Origin of the sequence: Microbacterium sp. Root280D1 (genome assembly GCF_001428975.1) — a bacterium.
Taxonomy (GTDB): Bacteria; Actinomycetota; Actinomycetes; order Actinomycetales; family Microbacteriaceae; genus Microbacterium.
Window position 1 is genome coordinate 617,409 of record NZ_LMJK01000003.1, and the last position, 18,513, is coordinate 635,921.

An 18,513-nucleotide genomic window follows, 5' to 3' on the forward strand; every position below is an offset into this window, starting at 1 on the left:
CAGTGCTATTCGTGACCAGGGTCGATCAATTTCAGGCCGACGATGCAGCCGACGAGGCCGAGGAGCAGCAGAATCCGCGGCCAGGAGATGTCGCTGTCGCCGGTGATCATCGCCCACACCACTGTCAGAGTCGCGCCGATGCCGACCCACACCGCATAGGCGGTGCCGGTGGCGATATCACGCATGGCGAATGCGAGCCCGAGCATCGAGAGGATCAGACCGCCCGCGAATATGATGCTCGGCCACAGCTTGGTGAATCCCTCGGATTTGCCGAGCGCAGTCGCCCATACAGCTTCGAGGACTCCGGAGACGATAAGCACGATCCACGACATGACGGTCCTTTCGGACCAGTCTTTTCGCTCACCGGGTACTGGTCTGCCTCGTCCGGGGCCGGGGTTCACCGACCAGTATCTACGATAGCCCTGAGCGCTGGGCAGGGCCTGTGCAGCGCTGTGCCGCGGAGCGCCGCGCGTGACTCAGGGGAGCAGTCCGGCCCGCCGCGCCTTGGCCACGGCGGCATGGCGGGTCGAGGCGTCGAGCTTGGACATCGCCGTGCCGAGATACGCCTTGACGGTGCCCTCGCGAAGGCCGAGCTGCCCGCCGATCTCCGCATTCGTCGCGCCGAGGGCGGCGCAGGCGAGCACATCGGTCTCGCGGCGGGAGAGATGAACCGTCGGGATCGGCCCGGTGCCGGTGGAGACCGCGTCGTCCGCGAGCATCACGAGGCGCTGCTCCACCTGTGCGATGCGCGCCCGAAGATCCGCATCATCGACGGATGCCGCGATGCTGCGAAGCTCGGCGAAGCTCTCCCGCAGCTCTTCGCGATGGCGCGGGGGGACGGATGCGGACGACGGCGTGACCGAGCGAAGGCGACGTTCCACCTCGTCGCGAACTCGGAGCTCCTCTGCGACGGACTGTGCGACCTGCATCGCCGGCGCCGTGGTCACGCCGCCGACGGGTGTCCGGTCCCAGGCCCCCGCGTACAGGATTCCTCGGGGACGGCCGCTCACGACGATCGGCAGGGCCAGCAGAGTCCTGAGGCCCTCGCCGAGCACGAACACGTCGTAGTCGTGCGTGATCTGCTGCGATGACCCGTAGTCGCTCGTCATGCGAGGGCGCAGCTCCATCATCGCCCGTCCGCCGAGACCGCGTTCGGGTCTGACGCGCAACCCGTCGAGGCTGTGCGTGCGGTTTCCGACGATGCTGGTGACGCTGACCACGCCCTCGTCGATCAGGCCGCCGAAGGCGACCGGGAACCGGGTGCGCTGCGCGAGCTCGCGCACTGCTCTGGCGACGAGCTCGGTCTCTGATTCCATCTCGGTCGATGTGCTCACGACTACCTACTTTCGGGGGTGACGGCGCTGTGTCCCCGTTTCGTAGCGTCGACCCTATCATTCGCCTGGCAATGCGGGGCGAGCCGCAGAACATGAGGCAAGGAGGCCCCATGACCGACCATCCGACGGCAGATTCGCCGGGAGCGATCGACTACATCGCTGTCGAGGAATCACCACGATTCCGCGAACTGAAGAAGACGCAGCGCTCATTCATCTTCCCGCTCGCGGCATTCTTCCTCATCTGGTATTTCGTCTACGTCCTGCTCGCTGCCTTCGCGACCGAATTCATGTCGCAGAGAGTGTGGGGAGATATCACCGTCGGGCTGCTCATGGGGTTGGGACAATTCGTCACCACCTTCGCGATCACGATGGGGTACGTCGCATTCGCGAACCGGAGACTCGATCCGATAGCGACCGAGATCCGCGAAGAGCTCGAGAAGGCGCAGGCTGACGCATGAACCGCATTCACGCCGCCGCGGGGGAGATCGCGGTGGAGAGCAATCCTGTTCTCAACATCTCGATCTTCGTCGCCTTCGTGGCGGTGACACTGTTCATCGTCATCCGTGCGAGCCGGAACAACAAGACGGCGGCGGACTACTACGCCGCGGGCCGCTCGTTCACGGGGCCGCAGAACGGTTTCGCGATCGCCGGCGACTATCTGTCTGCGGCATCCTTCCTCGGAATCTGCGGTGCGATCGCGATCAACGGCTACGACGGCTTCCTGTATTCGATCGGATTCCTCGTCGCCTGGCTCGTCGCACTGCTTCTCGTCGCCGAGCTGATGCGCAACACCGGCAAGTTCACGATGGCCGACGTCCTGTCGTTCCGACTGAAGCAGCGGCCAGTGCGCATGGCGGCAGCGATCACCACGCTCGCAGTGTGCTTCTTCTACCTGCTCGCCCAGATGGCGGGAGCCGGCGGGCTGGTCTCCCTGCTGCTCGGAATCGACGGCCGACTCGGTCAGTCGATCGTGATCGCCGTCGTCGGCGTGCTGATGATCGTCTACGTCCTCATCGGCGGCATGAAGGGCACGACCTGGGTGCAGATCGTCAAGGCGTTCCTGCTCATCGGCGGTGCGATCGCGATGACGATCTGGGTGCTGGCGATCAACGGATTCAGCCTCAACACGCTGCTCGAGGCGGCTGTGGCGAATTCCGACAAGGGCGACGCGATCCTCGCGCCGGGACTGCAGTACGGAGCGAACCCCTGGGACTTCGTCTCTCTCGGCATGGCTCTCGTGCTCGGAACGGCGGGGCTCCCGCACGTGCTGATGCGCTTCTACACGGTCCCCACCGCCAAGGAGGCTCGTCGTTCGGTGGTGTGGGCGATCTGGCTGATCGGCGGCTTCTACCTGCTGACACTGGTGCTCGGCTACGGAGCAGGCGCGCTCGTCGGCGCGGACGTGATCGCGGCGGCACCCGGCGGGCCGAACTCGGCGGCGCCGCTGCTCGCCCTGTATCTCGGCGGGCCGGTCCTCCTCGGGTTCATCTCGGCCGTCGCCTTCGCGACCATCCTCGCGGTGGTGGCCGGACTCACGATCACGGCAGCAGCCTCGTTCGCGCACGACATCTATGCGAACGTGATCCAGAAGGGGAAGAAGGACTCGGCCGGAAACCCCGTCGAGCCGGATCCCAACGGCGAGGTGCGCGTCGCACGCCGAACGGTGGTCGTGATCGGCATCCTCGCGATCGTCGGTGGCATCGGTGCGCAGGGGCAGAACATCGCCTTCCTGGTGGCGCTCGCGTTCGCGGTCGCCGCCTCGGCGAATCTGCCGACGATCCTCTACTCGCTGTTCTGGCGACGGTTCAACACCCGCGGTGCAGTCTGGAGCATGTACGGCGGCCTCGCCGCGGCGATCATCCTGATCATCCTGTCGCCGGTGTTCTCCGGGTCGCCGACCTCGATGATCCCCGGGATCGACATCGTGCTGTGGCCGATGAACAATCCGGGAATCGTGTCGATCCCGCTCGGCTTCTTCCTCGGCTGGCTCGGGACGGTCACGAGCCGGACCAAGGAGTCGCCGCTCCTGGCGGCCGAGATGGAAGTGCGCTCGCTCACCGGTTTCGGGGCCGAGAAGGCCGTCGACCACTGAGCGGCCGATGACGCGAACGGGGACCCCGACGGCCTACTCGTCGGGGTCCCCGTGTGCGGTCAGCCGTGCGACTCGAGGTCGAGAAGGAACCTCTTGCGCTCGGGATGCGCGCCGTACTGACCCGTCGTGCCATCCGACCGCACCACGCGGTGGACGGGGACGACGATGGAGAAGGGACTGAGACGGCAGGCGGTGCCGACGGCCCGCGCGGCACCGGGGCGCCCGGCCAGCACCGCGACCTCCCCGTAGCTGATCGTCTCTCCCCATTCGATGGTGGTGATGGTCTGCAGCGCCGTGCGCGCGAACCCGTCGATGAGGCGCCAGTCGAGCGCCAGGTGATCGTGGAATAGCACCGGCGATCCACCGAAGTACGCGTCGAGGAGTTCGGTGACCTCGTCTGCCGCACCGGGGTCGGGTTCCGGGACGGCCCGGAGCTGGCTCGCGACGTTCTCGAGGAGCCAGGGAACCGATGGATCATTCGACTCCGAGAGGTCGAATCGGACGAGCCCCTCGTCGGAGAACACCGCGAGGGCGTCGCCGAACGGAGTCGGTGCGAAGTCATAGCGGAAGGTCATGCCTCCATACTGACCGGAGCGGGGGTACGGGGGCGTCCCCACGAGCGCGACCGGGGGAGACCGCACCGACTCGTCGCTCGGGTGCAGAAGCAGTCCGCAGGGTCGTCGCTCCGCCCTCGAGCGGGCGGAAATACGGTGAAACCCGCCCGGGATACCGCCTGCGGGGCGAGGCGCGCTTAGTGTGTGAGGTGTGTGGCGACGTGAAGGCAAGGCTGCGGATGACGCAGCGACCGATGCCGCAGTGACCCTCGGCGAATCGCACGAGCCGGTCTCCGGTATCGGCATCGCGCATGCGGCAGAGGCCGAGCGCACTCGGCTGCGTGCGGAAGCTGCTGACCTCGGCGGTTCATCGCCGCTCGTGAACTTCCGCGACACGGTCGAATCCAGCATCGACATCTCGAAGGCCCACCCCGGCAGTCTTCCCCAGTTCATCACCGGCAAATCGACCCTGCTGTCGAATCTCTATCGCGACGAGGTCGGTCTGCGCACTGCGAGGCTCGCCGCCGAGCGGATCACGGCGAAGAACACCGAGCTGCGCACCGTTCGCGGCATCGAGGCGGTGCACCTCGCAGTCGGCGTCGCCGGCTGGCGCATCGGCGGGGCGGATTTCTCGGCGCCCGTGCTGCTTCGCCCCCTCGCCATCCGTCGGCACCACTCCGACTTCGAACTCAAGCTGCAGGGCGCGTTCGAGGTGAACCCCGAGCTCGTGCGCATCGCGCGTGAGCACTTCGGCATCACGATCGACGCCGCGGCTCTCGCCTCCCTCGCCTACGACGGCGGGATCTTCAAGCCGCAGCCCGTGATCGACAGCCTTCGGGCCACGACGCGGTCGATCGACACCTTCACGGTGCTGCCGCGGCTCGTGGTCTCGACCTTCGCCGATGTCGGCGGTGCCATGTCCCGCGACGGCGGGAGTCTGGACCACGTCGTGCTCAACGCTCTGGCCGGTCACGTCGGTGACCGCGAGCAGGTCTCGGCCCGCCGACCCGCGCCGCACCACACCGGACCGGACGACCGGGCGCCGGCATCCGACAATCTGCTGCTCGATGCGGATGCCGAGCAGGAGGCGCTCCTCGCCCGGATCGCGGCCGGACATTCGCTGACCGTCGCGACGCTCCCCGGCACAGGCGGCACACAGACCGTGATCAACGCGCTCGGCGAACTCGTGCGGGCCGGCAAGAGGGTGCTCGTCGTCTCGGCGCGACGGTCGACCCTCGACGGCGTGCGGCACCGTCTTGCGGGCATCGGCCTCGACAGCCTGGCGGTATCGCCCGCGAACGTGCGTCGGGACCTCGTCCGCGCGATCGGCCGGAACGAGAAGGCGACGGCTCCGAAGGTCAGCGACGTCGATGACGCTCTCGTGCGTCTCCGCACGGTGCTCAGGGACTACCGCAGCGCTCTCACCGCTCCGGTCGCGGGGACGAACTCGTCGGTGCTCGACGCCACCAGGCATCTCACGAGGCTCGCCTCCCTGCCCACCCCGCCGTCGACCACGGCGCGACTCAGCGCCGAGACCCTCCGCCGTCTCGCTGACGATCGCTCGTCGGCGGCAGCGGCGCTCGCGCAGGCCGCGCGCCTCGGCGAGTTCCGCTTCGGACCCGACGACTCGCCCTGGTACGGAGTCACGTTCTCGAGCACCGAGGCGGCGAAGTCGGCGCACCAGTTGGCAGCGCGTCTGCACTCCGACAGCGTGCCGGCACTCCTCGAGCGCGGGTACGCCCTCATCGCCCAGACGCATATGCGCCCGTTCTCGACGATCGACGAGCTCGGTGAGTACCTGCGGCTGCTGCAGGGCATCCGCGACTCTCTCGATCGGTTCAGCCCCACCGTCTTCGAGCGTCCGCTGGGCGAGCTCATCCAGGCTCACGGATCGCGCCGCGACGCGCCCGCGATGTCCGGGGCGAACCGGCGTCGGCTGCGTCGTCTCGCCAAGGAGTACGTGCGCCCGGGCGTCCATGTCACCGAGATGCACGAGTCGCTGCTGCGCATCCAGGCGCAGCGCACCCAGTGGCAGCGGTTCGTGGAAGCCGGAGTGGCGCCCGAGGTTCCACTCGGGCTCGCCGACGTCCACTCCTCGTGGCAGCGCGTCACGGCTGAGCTCGCCGAGCTCGATGTCGCGCTCGGCCGCAGGGAACCGCTGTCGACGCTCCCCGTCGCCCGCCTCGTGCGCACTCTCGCCGGTCTCGCGGCGAAGTCCGACGTCTTCGACAACCTCGTGGAGCGCGCGCAGCTGCGCGATCGGCTGGCCGACCTCGGTCTCGAGCCGCTGCTCGCGGAGCTGTCCGTTCGCCACGTCGCCGAGTCGCGTGTGGGTGACGAGCTGGAGTTCGCCTGGTGGCAGACACTGCTGGAACGGGCTCTGCAGGAGGATCGAGCGCTGCTCGGTGCGAACACGGCGGTGGTCGACCGGCTCGAGCGGGACTTCCGTCTCGTCGACGAGGCGCACGCCGCGATGGCCGGTCCGTTGCTCGCCTGGCAGCTCGCGAACCAGTGGAAGATCGCCATCGTCGATGAACCGCAGGAGTCGCAGAACCTCAGGCGCGCACTGAAGCAGCCGGCGACGACGACAGCCGAGATCGTGAGCTCCGCGCCCACCCTCGTCGGCGTGCTCGCGCCGGTATGGATCTCGTCTCCCTACCTCGTGCCGCAGATCCCCGACTCCGTCGAGTTCGACACGGTGCTCCTCGTCGATGCGGCCGCGATCAACCTCGCCGAAGCGGCCCCGGCGATCCGCCGTGCCCGTCAGGTCGTCGCTTTCGGCGATCCGGTCACTCAGCTTCCGACAGCGTTCCACGTCGCCGTGGACCCCGGCCCCGAATGGGAGCACGAGGTGCCCTTCGACTCCGTGTCGGTGTTCGAGCGCCTGTCCGAACTGCTTCCCGTGATGACCCTCACGCGCAGCTACCGCGCGGGCGGCGAGGACCTCGCGGAACTCATCAACGACGCGTTCTACGGCGGCGAGATCGTCTCTCTGCCCTGGGCGGGCTCGTACCTGGGTCGCGGCAGCCTCACCGTCGACTACGTCGAAGGCGGCACCGGGGCGCCCGACCCCGTGTCGGGTGCGGTGGAGAGCCCCGAGGCAGAGGTCGCACGCGTCGTCACGCTGGTCGTGGAGCACGCCGTGCATCGCCCGGACGAGTCGCTCATGGTGGTCACCGCGAGCAGGCGTCACGCCGAGCGCGTGAGGGCCGCCGTCACCTCGGCATTCGCCGGGCGCTCCGACGTCGCCGACTTCGTCGGTCGCGACACGGCCGAGCCCTTCGCGGTGCTCACCCTCGAGGAGTCCGTGGCTGAGAGCCGCGACCGGGTGATCTTCTCACTCGGCTACGGCCTGACCAAGCACGGCCGAGTGCTCAGCGACTTCGGCGACCTGTCCACGCCGGATGGCGAGCGGCTGCTGACGGTCGGGATGACCCGCGCCCGCCGGTCCATGGTGATCGTCTCGTCGATCCGCCCCTCGTCGTTCGACGACGGCCGCCTCGAGTTCGGCGCCGCCACCCTGATGTCGATTCTCGGCGGCCTCGCCACCCGAGGACGCGACGCACGCCTGGAGGATCTCGCCGACCCGCTGACGCTCGCCCTCGCACGAGAGCTTCGCCGTCTCGGCGCAGCGGTCGACGTCGACTACCGCGGTCTGCTGCCGCTCGTCGCACAGCACAACGGCAAGGCCGTCGTCATCGAGTCCGACCCGGAGTCTCGGGGCGAGTCACTGCGCGAGGCCCTGCGGCTGCGCCCGAACGTGCTTCGCCGCCTCGGGTGGCATTACGTGCGCGTGCACGCCTTCGACCTCTACAGCGACCCCGTCACGGCGGCCACGCGCATCGCGGGAGTCTTGGGAATCTCGGCATCCGCGGCTCGAGCCGACAACGACACGCAGCCGATCGATCTCACCGATCCGCAGAATGACTGATCAGCCGGACTCCGGTGCCCCGCGGCAGAAGGTCGTGCGGGTCGCCGGATCGCGGCGTGCCCGGCTGACTCCCGTGCCGGGCACCGACACGGACCCGGATCGGGTCGTCCGGGAACCTCAGCGGACGACGGGCCCGAAGGGGCCCAACGACGACCGTCTGATGCAGGACGTGCCCCCGCACTACTGAGCACCGGCGGCTCAGGCGTGTTCGGGAGACGACGAAGCGCACGGGCCGAATCGGACCGTGCGCTTCGCGGTGCGGACTGCGAGTCAGCTGCGCGGCTTGTTCCCGGCGAGCAGGTCGCGGATCTCGACGAGCAGCTCGGCCTCGGTGGCGGCCGCCGGCTCTTCCTCCGGCTGCTCGGCCGCGGTGCCCTTGCGAGCCTCGACGTGGGCCTTGAACGTGTTCATCGGCAGCACGAAGACGAAGTACACCACCAGAGCGACCGAGAGGAAGCTGATGATCGCCGAGATGAGATCGCCGATGGGGAACGTGACGGTATCTCCGTAGATGCTCTGCACCTGCGGTCCGAAGTTGCCCGTCGCATCCGCCTTGAAGAACAGCGAGACGAGCGGGGTGATGATGCTGTTCACCACGGCGGTGACGATCGCCGTGAACGCGGTGCCGATGACGACCGCGACCGCGAGGTCGATCACGTTGCCGCGGAGGATGAAGTCCTTGAAACCTTTGAGCATGGATGCCTCCGGGGAGTTGATGGGGTCAGGAAGAAGATGTGCTGGTCGACGCGGGGGCCGGGGTCGTGGTCTTGGCCGGCTCTGCCTTCGATGATGCCGGGGCGGATGCGGAAGAGCCGGAGCCCGCTCGCGAGTCGGTGCGATAGAAGCCGGATCCGTTGAACGTCACGCCGATGGATCCGTACTGCTTGCGCAGCTCGCCGCCGCATTCGGGGCAGACGGTGAGGGCGTCGTCGGAGAAGCTCTGCACGGCGTCGAAGGCGTGACCGCACGAACGGCAGGCATAGGCATAGGTGGGCATTGCGATCCTCGCGGGTCAGCGTCGCGTGGGCGACAGGTGGAGGGTCTGCGTGGGAGTCACGACGCCGGTGACCGGCTGGTCGTGAACCTCCCTCGGCAGGAAGTCGAGTACCTCGGAATCATAGATGACTGCGTAGACTGGAGGGCACTTCTCCATCGAACCGATGGTCTTGTCGAAGTACCCGCGCCCCCAGCCCATGCGCATCCCGGTGCGGTCGACGGCCGCGGCGGGGATCACCATCAGGTCGACATCGTTGACGGCGATCGGACCGAGCACCTCGCCGGTCGGCTCGGGAAGCCCGAAGAGGCCTTCCGCGACGTCGTCGTCATCGGTCGCCACGGCCCAGTCGAGAAGGCCGTCGGCCCGTGTCACAGGAAGCAGGACCCGGATGCCGCGGCGCACCGCGCCGGTGACGAACTCCCGGGTGCCCGGCTCGGTCGTGGTCGAGAGGAAGCATGAGATCGACCGGGCGCCGAGCGCGTCGACCAGCTCGTCGAGGCGCTGCGTGATGGCGGATGCCGCGGCCTCCCGCTGCGAGTCGCTCAGCAGCTGGCGGCGTTCGCGGAGCTCGGCGCGAAGCGCGCGCTTCTCATGCTCTACGTCGTGGGACATGGCTCCGAGTCTACGGCGGCATCCCCACTAGGCTGGGTGGATGGGTATACGGAAGATGAAGGCTGTCATTCCTGCTGCCGGTCTGGGAACGCGTTTCCTGCCGGCGACGAAGGCGATGCCGAAGGAGATGCTGCCGGTCGTCGACAAGCCGGCGATCCAGTACGTCGTCGAAGAGGCCGCCAGCGCCGGGATCGATGACATCCTCGTCATCATCGGCCGCAACAAGAACGCGATCTCCAACCACTTCGACTCGGTCCCCGAGCTCGAGGTCAAGCTGATGGAGAAGGGCGACACGGGGCGTCTCGAGCGCGTCATCCATTCGAGCGACCTCGCCGACATCCACTTCGTCCGTCAGGGTGAGCCCAAGGGACTCGGTCACGCGGTGCTGCGTGCCCGCACGCACGTCGGCGACAGCTCCTTCGCCGTGCTCCTCGGCGACGACCTCATCGACGAGCGCGACCAGCTGCTCACCGAGATGATCGCCGAGCACGAGCGCAGCGGCGCCGCGGTGATCGCCCTCATGGAGGTCGACCCCGCGAGCATCCACATGTACGGCGCCGCCGCCGTCGAGGACATCGAGGGATCGGATGCCGTGCGCGTCACCGACCTCGTCGAGAAGCCCGCACCCGAGGACGCGCCGTCGAACCTGGCGATCATCGGCCGTTACGTCCTGCCCGCCTCGATCTTCGAGGTGCTCGAGCGCACCGAACCCGGCAAGGGCGGCGAGATCCAGCTGACCGACGCGCTGCAGGAGCTGGCCACCAGTGCCGACGGCCCCGGTGTGGTGGGCGTCATCTTCCGTGGTCGCCGGTACGACACCGGCGACCGCGTCGACTACATCAAGGCGATCGTCCAGCTCGCCTCCGACCGCGACGACCTCGGCCCCGAGCTGCGGCCGTGGCTCAAGGAGTTCGCGGAACGCCTCTAGGCGTCGACGCGGCGTCGGGAGCGCGCGGATGGATCAGGCGACGGGGATGCGGCATGGTCCCATCGAGTTGCGCCTCGTGCGCTCTCGGGATGCGAGGGCTCTTCAGCACGAGCTGTTGAGCAATCGCTCCTGGCTGCAGCCGTGGGAGGCCACCGTCCCGTACGGATCGGTCTCGTTCGACATGCGACTCAGCATCCGCCGTCTGCTGCAGCAGTACCGCGACGGCGCGGGCTATCCGTTCGTCATGGAGTACGAGGGTGAGATCGCCGGGCAGCTCAACGTGTGGGGAGTCGCCAGGGGGTCGTTGTGCTCGGCGACCATCGGGTACTGGGTGAGCGAGCGCTTCGCAGGCAAGGGCATCACGCCCACAGCCGTCGCGCTCGCGACCGATGCCTGCTTCACGGAGTATGCGCTGCACCGCATGGAGATCTGCATCCGGCCCGAGAACGTCGCGAGCCTGAGGGTCGTGCAGAAGCTCGGCTTCCGCTACGAAGGGCTGCGTCGCCGTTACATCCACATCGACGGCGACTGGCGGGATCACTACGCGTTCGCCCTCACTCGCGAGGATGTGCCGCAGGGCGTGCTGGCCCGGTGGCTGAACGGCGAGGTGCCTCCGGACGCCGCGACGATCCCGCCGTCGGACCGTTTCGCGCTCTGACACGCCGCTGACTTCAGAACTCCTCGCGACACACGCTCCGACTGAGCGTCGTGACCAGCGATGTTCCCGTACCGTTGTCGACATGGACGGGCCGGTGCTGAGCGGGGGAGTGATAGTCCTCGTCGCTGTGCTCCTGTGGATGCTCTACCTGCTGCCCTCCTGGCGTGGGCGCTTCCAGTACGACGCCGCGGAGCGCAACGCCGTCAGACTGAACCAGGCCCTGCGGGTGCTGGCCGAGACCAGCGAGACCCCCGGCGAGGTCCGCCTCGAACTCAACGCGCGGACCGCCCTCGCGCAGCAGAAGCTCGCGAAGCGCCTGCAGTCCGAGAAGGAAGCCGCGGAGCTCATGAAGCTCCGCGAAGAGCTGGCTGCCACGAGGGCTGATCCCGTCATGCGACAGGCCCGCGCGCGTCGCCGTGTGCGCATCGTCGCCACCTCGACCCTGCTTCTCGGTCTCGTCGTCACCGGGCTCGGCGTGTGGCAGCTGATCGCGCTTCAGGCGCAGCTGCTGCTCTGGGTCGGCGGGTCGATCATCGTCGTCGCCGGCTTCGCCCTGCAGCGCATGTCGGCTGTCGCCGCCCGCGCCGCCCGGCGTTCGGTGCGCGTCGTCGAGCAGCCCGTGCAGAGGGCAGAGCCCGAACTGCACGATCAGGGCCCGGCGACATGGACCCCGCGTCCGCTGCCCGAGCCGCTGGTGTCGGTCGCAGGCTCGCGCGCGCAGGTGGCGAGAGCGGAGCTGGATGCGCAGGAGAAGCGCCGCGCTGCGGCTCGTCTCGCCGAGCTTCGTGAGCGAGCGGAGCGCATGGCGCCCGCCGCACCCGTGCAGATTCCGGCGGCCGCGCAGGCCGCTGCGTCTCCGTTCGCGAAGATGGGATACGTCGACGACGCGGAGATCGAGGCGCATGTGCGCGACCTCCTCGCGAAGCGTGCAGCGGGCTGATCCTCGCGGCACGAGAGGGTCTTCGAGCGTGATAGCGTAGAAGACGTCAGGGCCTATGGCGCAGTTGGTAGCGCGCCTCGTTCGCATCGAGGAGGTCAGGGGTTCGAATCCCCTTAGGTCCACCGACGAGAAAGACCCCCGAGCATCGCTCGGGGGTCTTTCTTCTGTCTACTGTGCGCGTGCGCAGAGACGGCGACCGATCGCGTGGTCGCAGAGGGCGGCGGCACCCGCGCCCACCGCGTAGGCGACGAGGTCGCGCGCATCGAATCCGACGCCCAGGACGAGTCGCACCGGCCAGAAGGCCTCGGACCAGATCGCCGGCAGACCGGTGAGCTGGAAGCACTCGATCAGCATGCACAGCGCCGCGGCGCTCGCACCCACGATCCAGGCCGGGGCTCGTGGGAGCACGATCGCGATGACGACGTAGATCATCACCGCATAGAGGGCGTCGCCGAGTGCGTCCGCGATCGGACCCCGACCGGCGACGTGTGTGACGAGACCGGCCGCGACGACCAGGACGGCGACGACGACCAGTGCCCGGCGACGCGCACTGACGTGCGCGTCGCCGCGTGTGACCGACTGCATCCGCCGCTCCCGCTGTCTCGCCTACTTCCGGTTCGCGCGGTAGTAGGAGAGCAGCGCCTTCGTGGAGGCGTCCTGCGCGTCGATGGCCGCCTCGTCCCCGCCGATGGCCGGAGCGATCTGCATCGCGAGCTGCTTGCCCAGCTCGACGCCCCACTGGTCGAACGAGTTGATGCCCCAGATCGTGCCCTGCGTGAACGTGATGTGCTCGTACAGGGCGATCAGCTGACCGAGCACCTGCGGTGTCAGCGCGGCTGCGAAGATCGAGGTCGTCGGGCGGTTGCCGGCGAACGTGCGTGCCGCGACGAGCGCTCCGGTGGTTCCCTCGGCCTCGACCTCTGCGGCGGTCTTGCCGAAGGCCAGAGCCTTCGTCTGCGCGAGGAAGTTCGCCAGGAACAGCTCGTGCACGTCCTGCCCGCCGTCGGTCAGAGGGTAGGCCGGGTTCACGAACGCGATGAAGTCGGCCGGAATCAGCCGGGTGCCCTGATGGATGAGCTGGTAGAACGCGTGCTGGCCGTTGGTTCCGGGCTCTCCCCAGAACACCTCGCCGGTGTCGGTGGTGACCGGGGTGCCGTCCCAGCGGACCGACTTGCCGTTGGACTCCATCGTCAGCTGCTGCAGGTAGGCCGGGAACCGGCTCAGCTGCTGTGCGTAGGGCAGCACCGCATGCGACTGCGCGCCGTGGAAGTTGACGTACCAGACGTTGAGCAGACCCATCAGCACCGGGACGTTGCGCTCGAGAGGCGTGGTGCGCACGTGCTCGTCGACCGCATGGAAGCCGGCCAGCAGATCGCGGAAGGTATCGGGTCCGAGCGCGATCGCGAGCGACAGGCCGATCGCGGAGTCGACCGAGTAGCGGCCGCCGACCCAGTCCCAGAATCCGAAGGCGTTCGCCGGATCGATCCCGAAGGCCGCGACCTTGTCGAGGGCGGTCGACACCGCCACGAAGTGGTGCGCGACGGCGTCGGTGCGGGCGTCCTCGTCGTCGGAGATGGCTCCCGAGGCCTGGAGTCCGGCCCACAGCCAATCGCGCGCCAGGCGGGCGTTGGTGAGCGTCTCGAGGGTGGTGAAGGTCTTGGACGCGACGATGAAGAGGGTCGTCTCGGGGTCGAGGTCCGCGGTCTTCTGCGCGAGGTCGGTGGGATCGATGTTCGACACGAACCGCGCCTCGATCCCGGCATCCGCATAGGGCTTGAGCGCCTCGTAGACCATGACGGGCCCGAGGTCGGAGCCGCCGATGCCGATGTTGACGACGTGGGTGACGCGCTGTCCGGTGATGCCGAGCCACTCTCCGGAGCGAACTCTGCTGGCGAAAGCGCTGAGTGCGTCGAGCACGGCCTGCACGTCGGCATCCACGTCCTGTCCGTCGACGACGAGCGCGGGGGAGGAGTCGGCCGGTCGACGCAGTGCCGTGTGCAGCACGGCGCGGTCCTCGGACGTGTTGAGGTGGCTTCCCTGGAGCATCGCGGCGTATCGCTCGGCGACTCCCGTCTGCTCGGCGAGGCGCAGAAGCGCTGCGAGAACGTCGTCGGTGACGAGGTTCTTCGACAGGTCGACGTGGAGGTCTGCGAGCGGGAACGAGAATCGCTCCGCACGGTCGGCATCCGCGGCGAACCAGCCTCGCAGATCGGCGGTGATCGACTCGCGCAGCGCGGCGAGTTCGGACCAGGCGGGAGTGAGTGTCGGATCAACAGGAGCGGTCATGGATCCACGGTACTGCCGCACGCGACGTCGTGACCCCGTGATGACGTCCGGCCTCGCTCTAGGATGGGGGCGATGACCGACACCGCGCCCACGACGACCTCGGAGCGGAGGCTGCGGCGCGAGATCGGTCGCCGGCTCGTGCGGGCTCCGCTCGCGTGGGGAGTGCTCCTGCTGGTGGCCGCGACGGTGTGGACGATCGCGGGCGACGACCTGAGCTTCTTCCCGTTCCTGCTCATGCTGCTCGGCGGCTGGAGCATCGCCTTCTCCTTCGTCAACGCGACGATGGACATGCGCCCGGTGCGCGCCGGCGTCGCCGTGCACCTCGGTGTCGCCGTGGTGCTGACGGCTGTGATGATCGTCGTGATCGACGCCGGGAGCGAGCTGCTCGCCGGCCTGCCCGAACCCGTGCGGGCGGTCATCGTCGTGCTGCAGATCGCCGCCGGTCCCGCCGCGGGATGGATCTGGCTGGGCCTTCTGTCGCGCCTCACGGACCGCATCGGACGGCGTGATGCCCTCAGGCGCCCGCCTCCTGTCGCACCCGAATGGGAGCGTGACGAGAACGGCGACGGATCCCACGTCCAGTTCTCCGCCATCGACCTGCGCATGCGGGCGCTGACGGTCGCCATCGTGGCGGTGGTCCTCGTCGTCGGCACCGCGGGCACCGTGCTGCTCATCGCATTCGACGACGCGGTGATGCACATGGGCGCCCGCCTCGCGATCATCCTCACGGGCGCGGTCGTCGGACTGCCGGTCTATCTGACGCTCCGCGCCGTGCTGAGGCGACGGACGCTGTCCTGCAGCGTCGCGTTCGGCGATGACGACCTGCGCATCCGCGCCGGAAACGCGACCCACCGCATCCCCTTCCGGCAGCTGCAGCACCTCGTCTGGCGGACGCGATCGGACTACGCCCGCATCGAGGTGCGCGGCGCGGGCGTCGATCTCTCGCTGATCACCGGGCTCGCGAAGCCGCCGTCGGGCCGCACGGCCGAACTGCCCGTGCTTCCGCGTCGGGTCTTCCGACGACTCGAGCTCGCAGGGCTCGACGTGGAGCGTTCGCGCCGTGATGAGGTTGTGACGTTCTCGCCGCGCCAGAGCGCGCACGCGAGTACTCGATGACACGCGCGTCGGGGTACGGTTTCCTTCATGGGAAGACTGCGATATGACGGCACTTCGGAGCCGATCCTCATCGACGACGAGACGCTCGCTCATCTGAAGGTCATCGTCGGCACGAAGCTCCGTCGCCAGGAGAGCTTCATGATGACCTGGCATCCTCGCGAAGGCGGCGACCCCGGCCGTCTCACCGTCTGGATGCACCCGGCGATCCCGCTGCAGTTCCTCTTCACCTCTCCGGACCCGCACAACATCGAGAAGGCGCGCATCGAAGAGATGATGCGCGCTCTCAACGCGACGGGCGAGCTCGTGATCGACGACTACGTGCAGCCGAAGGCTGACAGCGGGAGCGCGCCGAAGTCCTGAACTACTCCGCGGGGTATCCGTCTGCCTGGAGACTGCGGGCCAGGTGCACGGCATTGCGCACTGCCGTCGCCGTGGCCTGCGCGACCTTCTCAGGGGTCGTGGACAGATCCTTGTAGTCGATGGTCTGCATCGCCTCGCCGTTCCAGTAGATCGACGACTGGGCGGGCAGCGAGTACCCGACGTCGTTCAGCGCCTGGAACAGGATCGCGGCGATGTGGTGGGCTCCATCCTCGTTGCCGACGATTCCGGCGATCGCGACCTTGTCGAACAGGATCGGTCGACCCGCATCGTCGGTCTCGCTCAGTTCGGCGTCGAGGCGTTCCAGCACCCGCTGCGCGACACTCGAGTGCTGGCCCATCCAGGTGGGGGTCAGGAACACGAGGATGTCGGCCGCCAGCACCTGCTCGCGCAGAGTCGGCCATTCATCGCCTTCGCCCATGTCGGTCTCGACGCCGGGACTGATCGAGTGATCGACGGCGCGCACCAGCTGGCCGGCGACTCCGTGCTCCGCGAGAGCTTGCAGGATCTGGGACCCCAGGAGGTCGCTGCTCGATTCCGCGGGAGACGGCTTGAGGGTGCAGGAGATGGCGAGGGCAGTCAGTCGTGTGCTCATCCCTGCACGCAATCACCCCCGCGGGCGATCGCCCAGGGGGTTCCGTCGCTGCCGCGTGTGCGCTAGGCGGTATCCTGGATGACGGCCGCTACGACAGGAGATCCCGTGATCCTCAGCTTCATCTTCTTCATGATCCTCTTCCTCGGAGGCATCTGGCTCATGGGGCTCGCGCAGTCGCTCGAGGACTTCCAGGCGATCGTCTTCATCGCCGGCCTGCTCATCGTGAGTCTGTCGCTCGCGTTCGTGATGCGCGCCAGCGGCTCGGCCACCCGTCGCAAGGACAACTGGTCGGGCAACGCCACCGAGTAGTCAGGCGCGTCTGGCCAGCCTCGCCTCGAGGTTGGCCTTCACCGCGGGCCACTCGGGCTCGATGATCGAGAACTCGACGCTGTCGCGCAGCGCGCCGTTGCGGTATCGGCTCATCGCGCGCATGACACCGTCCTGCTTCGCTCCCAGACGTTCGATCGCCGCCCGCGACTGGAAGTTGACCCACTGCGTCGTCAGGCCCACACGGAACACGCCGAGGTCCTCGAACGCGTGCCGGAGCAGCAGCAGCTTCGACTCGGCGTTGGTGCCGGTGCCGTGGGCCGACGGGCGATTCCAGGTGTAGCCGATGTGCAGCCGGGGGACGTCGGCCTCCAGGTCGTAATAGGACGTGAGGCCGAGGATCCGTCCTTCGGCGTCGAACGCGGTGAACGGGATCATCCCACCGGTGTCGATCAGGCCGATCCGACGGTCGATCTCGGCGGCGAGCCCGTCGGGGGAGGGCACCGAGGTGTACCACGCCTGCTTCCACAGCTCACCCTCGAGCAGCGCATCGAGGAGGCCGTCGTGATGAGACGTCTCCAGAGGTCGGAGTTCGACGAGGCGGCCGGTGAGGGTGATCGGGGCCGGAGCGGTGCGGAAGGTCATGCAGCCATTCAATCAGCGCCGCGCCCGGCGCCATGTCACACGATCGGGGCGCGATGCTCCCATTGGCCCCGCCCCATCCTCGCGCCGACGTACGTGGTGTCCCCGACGCGACGCAGCAGCCGTCGATAGGCGGTCACGAGCTCGACGGTCACTCCCAGCTCGAAGGCGAGGCTGGCGGGGTGGGTGCCTCGCGCTCTCTCGGCCTCGGCGTACGCGTCGGCGTCGATCAGCAGTCGGGCCGCCCACTCATCTGCTCGGCGCTCCTGTCGCGCGCGGATCGACGAATCCGCGGTGGGGGTGTGACCGAGCATCGCGTGCCCGAGCTCGTGCGCGATCACGCTGGATGTGGCCCTCGCGCTGAGACCGGGGGTGACCCGGATGGTCGCGGTGTGCGGTTCGTAGCCGCCGGGGCGCCGACCTCGACGTTCGATGAGGTGCAGCCCGTTCTCTTCGAGCAGGCGAAGGAGGGCCTCCATGATCCTCCTCGCCGGGTGGTCGTCAGTCGTAGAGATCGTCGGTGTCGTCAGCGTGCGCGAGAGGAGACTCGAACGCGACTTCGGATTCATCCTGGCGTCGACCACGGACATCGGTGCGGGGGTGCAGGGCGGTGATCGTGGCGCCGCCGCGGAAGCCCTCGGAACGGAGCCGCTCTTCGGCACGCGTGATCACCACGTGCGGTGCGATGTCGAGGGCCGCGCTGACCGCGTACAGGATGGGAACCGGGATCGAGCGCTTGCCCGTGACGTAGTTGTCGAGAGCGCTCCTCGCGATGCCGACCTCGCGCGCCATCGCGGCGATGCTGCTTCCGGCGGCGGCGATCTCGGCGCGGAGCTGGCGGCCTACCGCCGCATTGAACTGCTCGCCCGGTGTCTTCACGTGAGTCACGATAGCACCGGCATGAAGCCAGGATGCCGTCATACTGGTGCGCTGAACGCTTGTCGCACCCCGTATGCGGCGATACTGTCTATGAATGACGACAGATGTGCGACGTGCGGTGGCGAATGCGATCGAAGAAGAACTGCGTCGCGGGGGCCGGGACGCACCCTGGCTCTCCGATCGAGCGGGAATCGCCCGCGCAGCGCTCCGCAGGAAGCTCGCGGGTGAGGCCGACTTCACCGTGGCCGATCTGGCCGACATCGCGCAGGCGCTCGACATATCGGTCGCACGGCTCACGCCCTGA

The 18,513-nt window shown here is 68.2% G+C and carries 23 protein-coding genes, 1 tRNA gene and 1 riboswitch; of the genes, 12 read left to right on the top strand and 12 right to left on the bottom strand.

Features of this window, described 5'->3' with window-relative positions:
- Positions 1 to 5: 5 nt before the first annotated feature.
- Both ASE34_RS15480 and ASE34_RS15485 read right to left on the bottom strand, forming a co-directional pair.
- Positions 6 to 332 carry a DMT family transporter gene (locus tag ASE34_RS15480; RefSeq protein ID WP_053097219.1) on the bottom strand — a complete coding sequence of 109 codons (327 nt, stop codon included), beginning with the start codon at positions 330 to 332 and terminating at the stop codon, positions 6 to 8.
- A gap of 10 nt (positions 333 to 342) precedes the next feature.
- Positions 343 to 410, bottom strand: a riboswitch (guanidine-III (ykkC-III) riboswitch).
- 66 nt (positions 411 to 476) lie between these two features.
- The gene (locus ASE34_RS15485) at positions 477 to 1,334 is read right to left on the bottom strand and encodes a LuxR C-terminal-related transcriptional regulator (RefSeq protein WP_056279925.1); all 858 of its coding nucleotides are present in this window, start codon (positions 1,332 to 1,334) and stop codon (positions 477 to 479) included.
- 110 nt (positions 1,335 to 1,444) lie between these two features.
- On the opposite strand from ASE34_RS15485, the gene ASE34_RS15490 reads away from it, so the two are divergent.
- Together ASE34_RS15490 and ASE34_RS15495 are read left to right on the top strand one after the other, a co-directional pair.
- Positions 1,445 to 1,792, top strand: coding sequence for a DUF485 domain-containing protein (locus ASE34_RS15490; RefSeq protein ID WP_053097216.1), 348 nt, complete (start codon positions 1,445 to 1,447; stop codon positions 1,790 to 1,792).
- The gene (locus ASE34_RS15495; RefSeq protein WP_056279927.1) at positions 1,789 to 3,426 is read left to right on the top strand and encodes a cation acetate symporter; all 1,638 of its coding nucleotides are present in this window, start codon (positions 1,789 to 1,791) and stop codon (positions 3,424 to 3,426) included. Before ASE34_RS15490 ends, ASE34_RS15495 begins: the two co-directional genes overlap by 4 nt.
- 59 nt (positions 3,427 to 3,485) lie before the next feature.
- Here the strand turns inward: ASE34_RS15495 and ASE34_RS15500 are convergent, their stop codons facing one another.
- Complete coding sequence (locus ASE34_RS15500; RefSeq protein WP_056279929.1) at positions 3,486 to 4,001, bottom strand: methylated-DNA--[protein]-cysteine S-methyltransferase; 516 nt, start codon at positions 3,999 to 4,001, stop codon at positions 3,486 to 3,488.
- A gap of 190 nt (positions 4,002 to 4,191) precedes the next feature.
- Between ASE34_RS15500 and ASE34_RS15505 the strand changes: the two genes are divergently transcribed.
- Both ASE34_RS15505 and ASE34_RS15510 read left to right on the top strand, forming a co-directional pair.
- Positions 4,192 to 7,911, top strand: coding sequence for an ATP-binding protein (locus tag ASE34_RS15505; protein WP_056279930.1), 3,720 nt, complete (start codon positions 4,192 to 4,194; stop codon positions 7,909 to 7,911).
- Positions 7,904 to 8,098, top strand: coding sequence for a hypothetical protein (locus tag ASE34_RS15510; protein WP_053097209.1), 195 nt, complete (start codon positions 7,904 to 7,906; stop codon positions 8,096 to 8,098). The genes ASE34_RS15505 and ASE34_RS15510 overlap by 8 nt, the downstream gene beginning before the upstream one ends.
- An 83-nt stretch (positions 8,099 to 8,181) precedes the next feature.
- Here ASE34_RS15510 and mscL read toward each other — a convergent pair whose 3' ends face one another.
- Genes mscL through ASE34_RS15525 form a run of 3 tightly spaced genes read right to left on the bottom strand, consistent with a single transcriptional unit; the run spans position 8,182 to position 9,520 of the window.
- Complete coding sequence (gene mscL, locus ASE34_RS15515; protein WP_053097207.1) at positions 8,182 to 8,607, bottom strand: large conductance mechanosensitive channel protein MscL; 426 nt, start codon at positions 8,605 to 8,607, stop codon at positions 8,182 to 8,184.
- A gap of 25 nt (positions 8,608 to 8,632) precedes the next feature.
- Positions 8,633 to 8,908 (bottom strand): FmdB family zinc ribbon protein, encoded by a 276-nt coding sequence (locus tag ASE34_RS15520; protein ID WP_053097205.1) that lies wholly within the window; start codon positions 8,906 to 8,908, stop codon positions 8,633 to 8,635.
- Between the two features lie 15 nt (positions 8,909 to 8,923).
- The gene (locus ASE34_RS15525) at positions 8,924 to 9,520 is read right to left on the bottom strand and encodes a 5-formyltetrahydrofolate cyclo-ligase (RefSeq protein ID WP_053097203.1); all 597 of its coding nucleotides are present in this window, start codon (positions 9,518 to 9,520) and stop codon (positions 8,924 to 8,926) included.
- A gap of 40 nt (positions 9,521 to 9,560) precedes the next feature.
- Between ASE34_RS15525 and galU the strand changes: the two genes are divergently transcribed.
- From galU to ASE34_RS15545, 4 genes are all read left to right on the top strand, one after another.
- Positions 9,561 to 10,448: a UTP--glucose-1-phosphate uridylyltransferase GalU gene (galU, locus tag ASE34_RS15530; protein WP_053097201.1), complete on the top strand. Its 888-nt coding sequence runs from the start codon at positions 9,561 to 9,563 to the stop codon at positions 10,446 to 10,448.
- 46 nt (positions 10,449 to 10,494) lie between these two features.
- Positions 10,495 to 11,106: a GNAT family N-acetyltransferase gene (locus tag ASE34_RS15535; RefSeq protein ID WP_053099195.1), complete on the top strand. Its 612-nt coding sequence runs from the start codon at positions 10,495 to 10,497 to the stop codon at positions 11,104 to 11,106.
- A gap of 82 nt (positions 11,107 to 11,188) precedes the next feature.
- Positions 11,189 to 12,046 (top strand): hypothetical protein, encoded by an 858-nt coding sequence (locus ASE34_RS15540; RefSeq protein ID WP_053097199.1) that lies wholly within the window; start codon positions 11,189 to 11,191, stop codon positions 12,044 to 12,046.
- 49 nt (positions 12,047 to 12,095) lie between these two features.
- Positions 12,096 to 12,168 (top strand) — tRNA-Ala (locus ASE34_RS15545).
- A 46-nt stretch (positions 12,169 to 12,214) separates the two neighbouring features.
- Here the strand turns inward: ASE34_RS15545 and ASE34_RS15550 are convergent.
- On the bottom strand, positions 12,215 to 12,631 hold the full coding sequence (locus tag ASE34_RS15550) for a DUF2809 domain-containing protein (RefSeq protein ID WP_056279932.1): 417 nt from the start codon (positions 12,629 to 12,631) through the stop codon (positions 12,215 to 12,217).
- A 21-nt stretch (positions 12,632 to 12,652) separates the two neighbouring features.
- Positions 12,653 to 14,332 (bottom strand): glucose-6-phosphate isomerase, encoded by a 1,680-nt coding sequence (gene pgi / locus ASE34_RS15555; protein WP_056279934.1) that lies wholly within the window; start codon positions 14,330 to 14,332, stop codon positions 12,653 to 12,655.
- Positions 14,333 to 14,404: 72 nt separating this feature from the next.
- Between pgi and ASE34_RS15560 the strand changes: the two genes are divergently transcribed.
- Positions 14,405 to 15,448 carry a hypothetical protein gene (locus ASE34_RS15560; protein ID WP_056279936.1) on the top strand — a complete coding sequence of 348 codons (1,044 nt, stop codon included), beginning with the start codon at positions 14,405 to 14,407 and terminating at the stop codon, positions 15,446 to 15,448.
- 27 nt (positions 15,449 to 15,475) lie between these two features.
- Positions 15,476 to 15,808, top strand: coding sequence for a hypothetical protein (locus ASE34_RS15565; protein WP_053097194.1), 333 nt, complete (start codon positions 15,476 to 15,478; stop codon positions 15,806 to 15,808).
- Position 15,809: 1 nt separating this feature from the next.
- Here ASE34_RS15565 and ASE34_RS15570 read toward each other — a convergent pair whose 3' ends face one another.
- Positions 15,810 to 16,421: a flavodoxin family protein gene (locus ASE34_RS15570; RefSeq protein ID WP_056279938.1), complete on the bottom strand. Its 612-nt coding sequence runs from the start codon at positions 16,419 to 16,421 to the stop codon at positions 15,810 to 15,812.
- A gap of 78 nt (positions 16,422 to 16,499) precedes the next feature.
- On the opposite strand from ASE34_RS15570, the gene ASE34_RS15575 reads away from it, so the two are divergent.
- Positions 16,500 to 16,730 carry a hypothetical protein gene (locus ASE34_RS15575; RefSeq protein ID WP_150115093.1) on the top strand — a complete coding sequence of 77 codons (231 nt, stop codon included), beginning with the start codon at positions 16,500 to 16,502 and terminating at the stop codon, positions 16,728 to 16,730.
- Here the strand turns inward: ASE34_RS15575 and ASE34_RS15580 are convergent, their stop codons facing one another.
- Genes ASE34_RS15580 through ASE34_RS15590 form a run of 3 tightly spaced genes read right to left on the bottom strand, consistent with a single transcriptional unit; the run spans position 16,731 to position 18,209 of the window.
- On the bottom strand, positions 16,731 to 17,333 hold the full coding sequence (locus ASE34_RS15580) for a GNAT family N-acetyltransferase (protein WP_056279940.1): 603 nt from the start codon (positions 17,331 to 17,333) through the stop codon (positions 16,731 to 16,733).
- 35 nt (positions 17,334 to 17,368) lie between these two features.
- Positions 17,369 to 17,809, bottom strand: a complete 441-nt coding sequence (locus ASE34_RS15585) for an ImmA/IrrE family metallo-endopeptidase (RefSeq protein ID WP_082297859.1) — start codon at positions 17,807 to 17,809, stop codon at positions 17,369 to 17,371.
- A 22-nt stretch (positions 17,810 to 17,831) separates the two neighbouring features.
- Positions 17,832 to 18,209 (bottom strand): helix-turn-helix domain-containing protein, encoded by a 378-nt coding sequence (locus ASE34_RS15590; RefSeq protein ID WP_232224461.1) that lies wholly within the window; start codon positions 18,207 to 18,209, stop codon positions 17,832 to 17,834.
- A gap of 94 nt (positions 18,210 to 18,303) precedes the next feature.
- Here ASE34_RS15590 and ASE34_RS15595 point away from each other — a divergent pair, with 94 nt between their 5' ends.
- A complete protein-coding gene (locus ASE34_RS15595; protein ID WP_056279941.1) occupies positions 18,304 to 18,513 on the top strand; it encodes a hypothetical protein in 210 nt (69 codons plus the stop codon).

What these genes read in the sequence shown, in the direction of transcription:
- ASE34_RS15480 (WP_053097219.1), bottom strand. Translation starts at nt 332, where the DNA reads ATGTCGTGGATCGTGCTTATCGTCTCCGGAGTCCTCGAAGCTGTATGG.
- ASE34_RS15490 (WP_053097216.1), top strand. Translation starts at nt 1,445, where the DNA reads ATGACCGACCATCCGACGGCAGATTCGCCGGGAGCGATCGACTACATC.
- ASE34_RS15495 (WP_056279927.1), top strand. Translation starts at nt 1,789, where the DNA reads ATGAACCGCATTCACGCCGCCGCGGGGGAGATCGCGGTGGAGAGCAAT.
- ASE34_RS15500 (WP_056279929.1), bottom strand. Translation starts at nt 4,001, where the DNA reads ATGACCTTCCGCTATGACTTCGCACCGACTCCGTTCGGCGACGCCCTC.
- ASE34_RS15510 (WP_053097209.1), top strand. Translation starts at nt 7,904, where the DNA reads ATGACTGATCAGCCGGACTCCGGTGCCCCGCGGCAGAAGGTCGTGCGG.
- mscL (WP_053097207.1), bottom strand. Translation starts at nt 8,607, where the DNA reads ATGCTCAAAGGTTTCAAGGACTTCATCCTCCGCGGCAACGTGATCGAC.
- ASE34_RS15520 (WP_053097205.1), bottom strand. Translation starts at nt 8,908, where the DNA reads ATGCCCACCTATGCCTATGCCTGCCGTTCGTGCGGTCACGCCTTCGAC.
- ASE34_RS15525 (WP_053097203.1), bottom strand. Translation starts at nt 9,520, where the DNA reads ATGTCCCACGACGTAGAGCATGAGAAGCGCGCGCTTCGCGCCGAGCTC.
- galU (WP_053097201.1), top strand. Translation starts at nt 9,561, where the DNA reads ATGGGTATACGGAAGATGAAGGCTGTCATTCCTGCTGCCGGTCTGGGA.
- ASE34_RS15535 (WP_053099195.1), top strand. Translation starts at nt 10,495, where the DNA reads ATGCGGCATGGTCCCATCGAGTTGCGCCTCGTGCGCTCTCGGGATGCG.
- ASE34_RS15540 (WP_053097199.1), top strand. Translation starts at nt 11,189, where the DNA reads ATGGACGGGCCGGTGCTGAGCGGGGGAGTGATAGTCCTCGTCGCTGTG.
- ASE34_RS15550 (WP_056279932.1), bottom strand. Translation starts at nt 12,631, where the DNA reads ATGCAGTCGGTCACACGCGGCGACGCGCACGTCAGTGCGCGTCGCCGG.
- pgi (WP_056279934.1), bottom strand. Translation starts at nt 14,332, where the DNA reads ATGACCGCTCCTGTTGATCCGACACTCACTCCCGCCTGGTCCGAACTC.
- ASE34_RS15560 (WP_056279936.1), top strand. Translation starts at nt 14,405, where the DNA reads ATGACCGACACCGCGCCCACGACGACCTCGGAGCGGAGGCTGCGGCGC.
- ASE34_RS15565 (WP_053097194.1), top strand. Translation starts at nt 15,476, where the DNA reads ATGGGAAGACTGCGATATGACGGCACTTCGGAGCCGATCCTCATCGAC.
- ASE34_RS15570 (WP_056279938.1), bottom strand. Translation starts at nt 16,421, where the DNA reads ATGAGCACACGACTGACTGCCCTCGCCATCTCCTGCACCCTCAAGCCG.
- ASE34_RS15575 (WP_150115093.1), top strand. Translation starts at nt 16,500, where the DNA reads ATGACGGCCGCTACGACAGGAGATCCCGTGATCCTCAGCTTCATCTTC.
- ASE34_RS15580 (WP_056279940.1), bottom strand. Translation starts at nt 17,333, where the DNA reads ATGACCTTCCGCACCGCTCCGGCCCCGATCACCCTCACCGGCCGCCTC.
- ASE34_RS15585 (WP_082297859.1), bottom strand. Translation starts at nt 17,809, where the DNA reads ATGGAGGCCCTCCTTCGCCTGCTCGAAGAGAACGGGCTGCACCTCATC.
- ASE34_RS15595 (WP_056279941.1), top strand. Translation starts at nt 18,304, where the DNA reads ATGACGACAGATGTGCGACGTGCGGTGGCGAATGCGATCGAAGAAGAA.